Annotated in this window: 5 protein-coding genes; 3 read left to right on the forward strand and 2 right to left on the reverse strand. The window is 52.3% G+C overall.

Features of this window, described 5'->3' with window-relative positions:
- Positions 1-1,679: c-type cytochrome (locus tag AACZ40_RS27975; RefSeq protein ID WP_339676858.1), on the forward strand; the 1,679-nt coding region annotated here is incomplete at its 5' end.
- 27 nt (positions 1,680-1,706) lie between these two features.
- Complete coding sequence (locus tag AACZ40_RS27980) at positions 1,707-2,762, forward strand: C45 family autoproteolytic acyltransferase/hydolase (protein ID WP_291170091.1); 1,056 nt, start codon at positions 1,707-1,709, stop codon at positions 2,760-2,762.
- Positions 2,763-2,768: 6 nt separating this feature from the next.
- Here AACZ40_RS27980 and AACZ40_RS27985 read toward each other — a convergent pair whose 3' ends face one another.
- Positions 2,769-3,131: a hypothetical protein gene (locus AACZ40_RS27985; RefSeq protein WP_339676860.1), complete on the reverse strand. Its 363-nt coding sequence runs from the start codon at positions 3,129-3,131 to the stop codon at positions 2,769-2,771.
- Positions 3,132-3,283: 152 nt separating this feature from the next.
- On the opposite strand from AACZ40_RS27985, the gene AACZ40_RS27990 reads away from it, so the two are divergent.
- Entirely contained in the window at positions 3,284-3,814 is a 531-nt protein-coding gene (locus tag AACZ40_RS27990) for a hypothetical protein (protein ID WP_291170095.1), read from the forward strand.
- Between the two features lie 89 nt (positions 3,815-3,903).
- Here the strand turns inward: AACZ40_RS27990 and AACZ40_RS27995 are convergent, their stop codons facing one another.
- Entirely contained in the window at positions 3,904-5,445 is a 1,542-nt protein-coding gene (locus tag AACZ40_RS27995) for an FAD-binding oxidoreductase (protein ID WP_291170097.1), read from the reverse strand.
- Positions 5,446-5,539: the final 94 nt, after the last annotated feature.

Genomic DNA, 5,539 nt, shown 5'->3' on the forward strand with positions numbered 1-5,539 from the left:
AACTGGAAGAACTCTATCAGTCTGACAACCAGAGGAACCGTGCTCGCGCCCTCTGGCTGTTGGCCGGCATCAAGGGGAAAACCGGCGAATACGTTTCCCGGGCGATTCAGGATAAAAACTCCGATATCCGCATTACCGGTTTGCGTGCGGCCCGCCGTTACAATCAGGATGTGATTCCCTATGTCAGCCAGCTGGTCAAGGATCCTTCACCCCAGGTGCGTCGCGAATGCGCGATCGCTTTGCATCACAACACGTCGCCCGAAGCGCCCGCGCTGTGGGTGACGCTGGCGGATCAGTATGACGGCAAAGATCGCTGGTACCTGGAAGCACTGGGGATCGGCATGGATGAGCAGGAACAAAAATTCCTGACAGCCTGGCTCAAACAGGCCGGCGATCACTGGAATACGCCCGTCGGCCGCGACCTGATCTGGCGATCTAAAATTCCGATGGCGGTGCCTTACCTGGTCAAGATCATTGAAGACCCGCAGACAGAACTCGATTCTCTGCCACGTTACTTCCGTGCTTTGGACTTTATCCCGGGTAAAGAAAAGAATTCCGCCGTCGCAGAACTGGCATTGCTGAAAGAGCCCGCGAATAAAAAGCGTGAGACATACATCATCGCGGAAGCAATATCCCGTATGCCCGCCAATACGGTGATGCAGGATTCCAAATACAAACAGGCGCTCGCCCAGGTCATCGACAGCAGCCGGGGGACTCCCGAGTTCATCAAGCTGGTTCAGAAGTTTAAAGCTTCTGAATACTATCCTGAACTGGTCGCAATAGCCTCGCAGGCGGGGAAGTCTCAAACATCAGTGGACGCGATTCGTGCTGCTCTGAGTTTGAAGCAGAATGCTTTGATCAGAAAATCTCTGGAGAACAAAGCCGACACGGAAAAAGAACAGAATCAGAAACTCGATCTGATCTGGGCTCTGGGAAGTGCAGGGCATAATGGTGCGAACGGGATTCTGCTGAAGCTCATCACCGATCAGGATGAACCGCTGGTGGATCGTCGCGAAGCGGTCCGCGCGCTTGCCAAGTCCCGCTCGGGCGCCCATGCGCTGCTGGATCTGGCTGAGAAAAAAGACTTCGATCCGCAGTTGAGTCAGACGGTGGCAGCCGCGATGTCATCCACGATTATGAAGGATGTCAAAGAGCGGGCCGCCAGGCTGTATCCGGCGCCACCTACGAAAGACAACAAGCCTCTGCCTCCCATTAATGTGCTGGCAAGCATGAAAGGGGATACGCTGGATGGTCGCGTGATGTTCAATACCAAGGGGACGTGTGCCAAGTGTCACGTGGTGAATGGCATGGGGAAAGAGGTCGGCCCGAACCTGTCTGAGATCGGCAAGAAACTGAGCCGCGAAGCGTTGTTCGAATCGATCCTGTTTCCCAGCGCGGGCATCAGCCACAACTTCGAATCGTATACGGTGATCCTCGCCTCAGGCAACGTTGTGAATGGGCTGCTGGTTAACAAAACCGACGATGCGATCACGATCAAAGATGCCGAAGCGATTTCACGAACCTTCAAAATGGAAGACGTCGATGAGATCATTCAGCAGAAGATCTCACTGATGCCCGCCGACCTGCAGAAAGTGCTCACCCAGGAAGAACTCGTCAACATCGTCGAGTACATGACAACACTCAAACAGGCCGAACCCATCAAAAAAGCCAGCCGGTAAATTTGAAGGGAAACTCGTAGTATAACTATGCCTGAATTCGCCCGTTATCGTGAGATTGAAGTTGCCGGTTTGCCGTTTGAAATGGGGCGGCAGATCGGGGAGGCGGCGCGGGAGGAAATTGCGGCTTTCTGTGAACTGGCTCTGGATCGGCTGCGGGAGATGCTGGATGTCAGCAGTCAGCAGGCACGCGCCCATGCGGAGCACTGTTTATCTTATGCCGAGCAATACAGTTCTGATTCGGTCGCAGAGCTGCGAGGCATCGCGGAGGCGGCGGATCTCCCTTTCTGGAAAATTATGCTGCTGCAGATTCGCAATCAGTTTACACCGGATGCGGATGCCGGCTGCACGTCGCTCAGTCTGCCGCCAACTTCCACGCGGGGGCCGATTGTCGCCCAGAACTGGGACAACGATCCGGCCCTTGATCCGTTTACGATCGTACTCACACGCCGCCCCGTGGGAAAGCCGGCGCTGATGACGGTGACACAGGCAGGGCTGATTTCATACGTCGGTTTCAACGACGCGGGCATCGGGGCCTGTCTGAACAGTCTGCCGGCTCCCAGCCGTTCCACGGGAGTGCCCCACTATTTCACGTTGCGCGAACTGTATGAGTCCACCAGTCTCGAAGCGGCTGTCCAGGCAATTCGTCGAGCCGAGCGGGCGATCCCGGCAAATATCATGCTGACGACCCCCGAAGGACCCGTGGACCTCGAAGTGACTCTGGAAACCGTGCAGGTTTTGAGACCCGCGGAAACCAACTGGATCACGCATACCAATCATTGCCTGCATCCGGAACTGTGTGAGTATAACGAGCAGTTCCCCGAACTGATCGGCTCACATCCCCGCAAGGCACGCATTGATGCTCTGTTGCAGGCATGCGGTGACGAAATCAGCGTCGACGACATTAAGGGGGCGCTCACCGATCACCGGGGATATCCGCGGTCGTTATGTCGGCATGTGAACGATGATGCGGACACCGGTTACTGGCAGACGGTTTTTTCCGTGATCATCGAACCGGAGCAGCAGCGGATGCTGGTTTCGCGGGGGACGCCCTGCAGTGCCGGTTACGAGTTGTACCAGCTTTGAAGTTTATTATTCATCTTTTTCCGGCTCATCCCTTTCTTCATCTGCTGACTTGACTGAGGCATCATAATATTTGAGCAAGAGTCGATCAGAGCGAAAACCAGTGAAGGCGAGCATCAGATTTAATCCTATTTGCAGCAGGGTCACGCCACCTAGAAAACCAATCGTAAAACCGGCTGAAATACTGATTCCTAAAAAAGGCGCATTTTCCGGTTGAATCATTTCAGACAAATCTTGGACGGCAACTGGTATAATCCAGAAGAAAGCAACAAATAAAGCAATGGCGAACAGTAAGAAGAGGTAGCGCCAATATTCCCAGAATACGATCTGGCGGCGAAGACGAACAACATACTCCTCGTCGGGTTCCGTCATCCAGCGGGGTTTCAGATTCCATTTCATCAGGCTGGTCTTTCTATAATGTTTCGACTGTCTGCTGTTATCTCTATAATAATACGTGGATTACAATAAGCTGGATTAAAGTATCATCCGATTTTGCTTTGAAAATATGGCATTTCTTCTCCAATATGAATCTAAAAATAGACCTCAAGCGTGGCATCGAATATCATACCCAGGGGCAGTTGAACCAGGCGCTCGCCGACTATAGTCAAGTGATCGACAGCGCCGCGGCTGAAGTTGTCGAACTGATGTGCCTGGCTTTGTATTACCGGGGATCGGTCTATCAGCGACTCGGTGAGCATCAGCGGTTGACTGACGATATGAACCGGATCATTGAGTGTCAGGGTGAAATTCCCGCTGAACTCCTTGCCCACGCGTATGCGATGCGAGGGGAAAGTTACGTGGCTCAAAAAAAACTGGATGCAGCAGTCCAGGATTATACTGTGATCATCGAGTCACTGGAGGGACTGCCGACGGGCATGGTACTCAGTGCGGTATTGTGTCGCGGGGAAACCTGTTTTGCACAGGCAGACTACGCCCGGGCTGCGGAGGACCTCAAGCAGGTTCTTTCCAGTCAATGGCTGGAAACGACAGGCCATGAGAACGCACAGGAATTACTGGCGGAGTGTGAAAAGCGACTTCGTGGTTCGACAAGTTGAAACGAACAGTGTTTCTCAGTACCCCTCTATAAATTCAAAACAACTGCCGGTCTACTATGAATTAGTTCCAGGCTGCGATTCGAATTTCTCTACTGGTCCATTTCTGAAGAACGCCCATACTTCAGATAAAACTGATTCTGGAACAGTTCGCCCGGATCATAGGTTCGCTTGAGTGCAAAAAACTGGTTTGCCTGCGGGTAGGCTCTGTGAAACTGTTGCGGTGTCGCGTGCAGTCGGTAGGGCAGGTAATAGCGTCCTCCGGTTTGAAGTGCCGCTTCAATGAGTTCCATGGACAGGCTTTCCATCTGGCGGTCACCTGCCTCCGTTCGGGGTTGATGAAACAGCATCACAAACGCAAACAGCGGCTGGTCTGCATACCGCAGGAATGTATCTTGATCCTCTTCGACCTGCCGAATCGTGACGTTCAACAAATCCTGGTTATGACGGGGTATGATTTCATGTAGGGCTGTGGTGAATTCTTCGAGACCGTCGCGGGGGATAAAGTATTCATGCAGGATATCTGTGTAATCTGCGGAGCGGTTCTCAAATATTTCCACCCCTTCATTGAGCAACTGATTCCGGGAATAGTAACTCTGCCGCAGATAAGGTTGCAGTTTTGTCTCTGTCTGCCAGCGCAATTTTTTACCATAATCGCTATTACTGGATCCTCGAAAAACGGGGCGTCTGATTGCCGCCAGGGGCAGGTCAGTCAGCTCAGGCAACGTTTCCGAGGGGGTAGCCTCATGGTAGAATACAGTGATGATGACATTCCTCAGAAATTGATCGGGGGTGATATTCATGCGAGCGAATGTCATTGCGACGTTGGGATCTTCGATCATTTCATCGAACGTGCTGAGAGCCTGTTCGGCAGGTACAATCTTTTGTTCCAGGCGATAACGTTCATTGGGTACGACGCGTAAGTTGACATCAAGGATCAGGCCCAACAGACCATAGCCTCCCAGAGCCAATGAAAATAATTCCGAATTCTCAGTCCGACTGCAGTTGAGAATATTTCCGTCGGCTCCCATCAGGCGAAACGATTCCACGGATGAAGCGATGGGAGGGCAGCCATACTGCCAGCCATGACAGTTCACGCTGATGGAACCGCCGACGGTAAAAGAATTATTCGACTGCATAATCGCTACCGATTTTCCCCGCTCGTCGAGCCAGGGAATGATCTGACTCCATTTGGCCCCTGCTTGAACGTGCAACAGATTTTGAGTTTCATCCAGCGCCATTTTATTAAAGGATGTCATGTCTACCATGATCCCGCCGGGAACCAGTGTATGGCCACCCATACTGTGTCGAGCACCGGCGATAGAAATGGGCAATCCTTCACGATGTGCGCGTGCAAGTAATTGTGCGAGTTGTGCTTCGGCTTCGCGGGTGTCGAGGGGAACAGGCCAGACCTCGCTGATTTCCATCGCATTCATACGACTGGCATCGTCAACAAAACCTTCCTTCAGAGGTTCTTTCGCCGCGGTATCCTTCCAGGCAGTTTGTGCTAAGTGCAGTACTGGTCGCCCGATAAGTGCCGACACCAGTAATAATGTCAATAAGATAATGACTGCACACTTCCGACCTGGTTTGTGTGGCTTACGAAGTCGAACTGACGAGAAGGTCCAGCGCATCTTGAAATCTCCCTGATAAAAATAAGTACTATCAGGGCGGACTGGATCAGCAGGTATCACGGAGAAAGTCTGTGATTTTCAAAAATAACTCAAA

Source organism: uncultured Gimesia sp., assembly GCF_963972345.1.
Lineage (GTDB): Bacteria > Planctomycetota > Planctomycetia > Planctomycetales > Planctomycetaceae > Gimesia.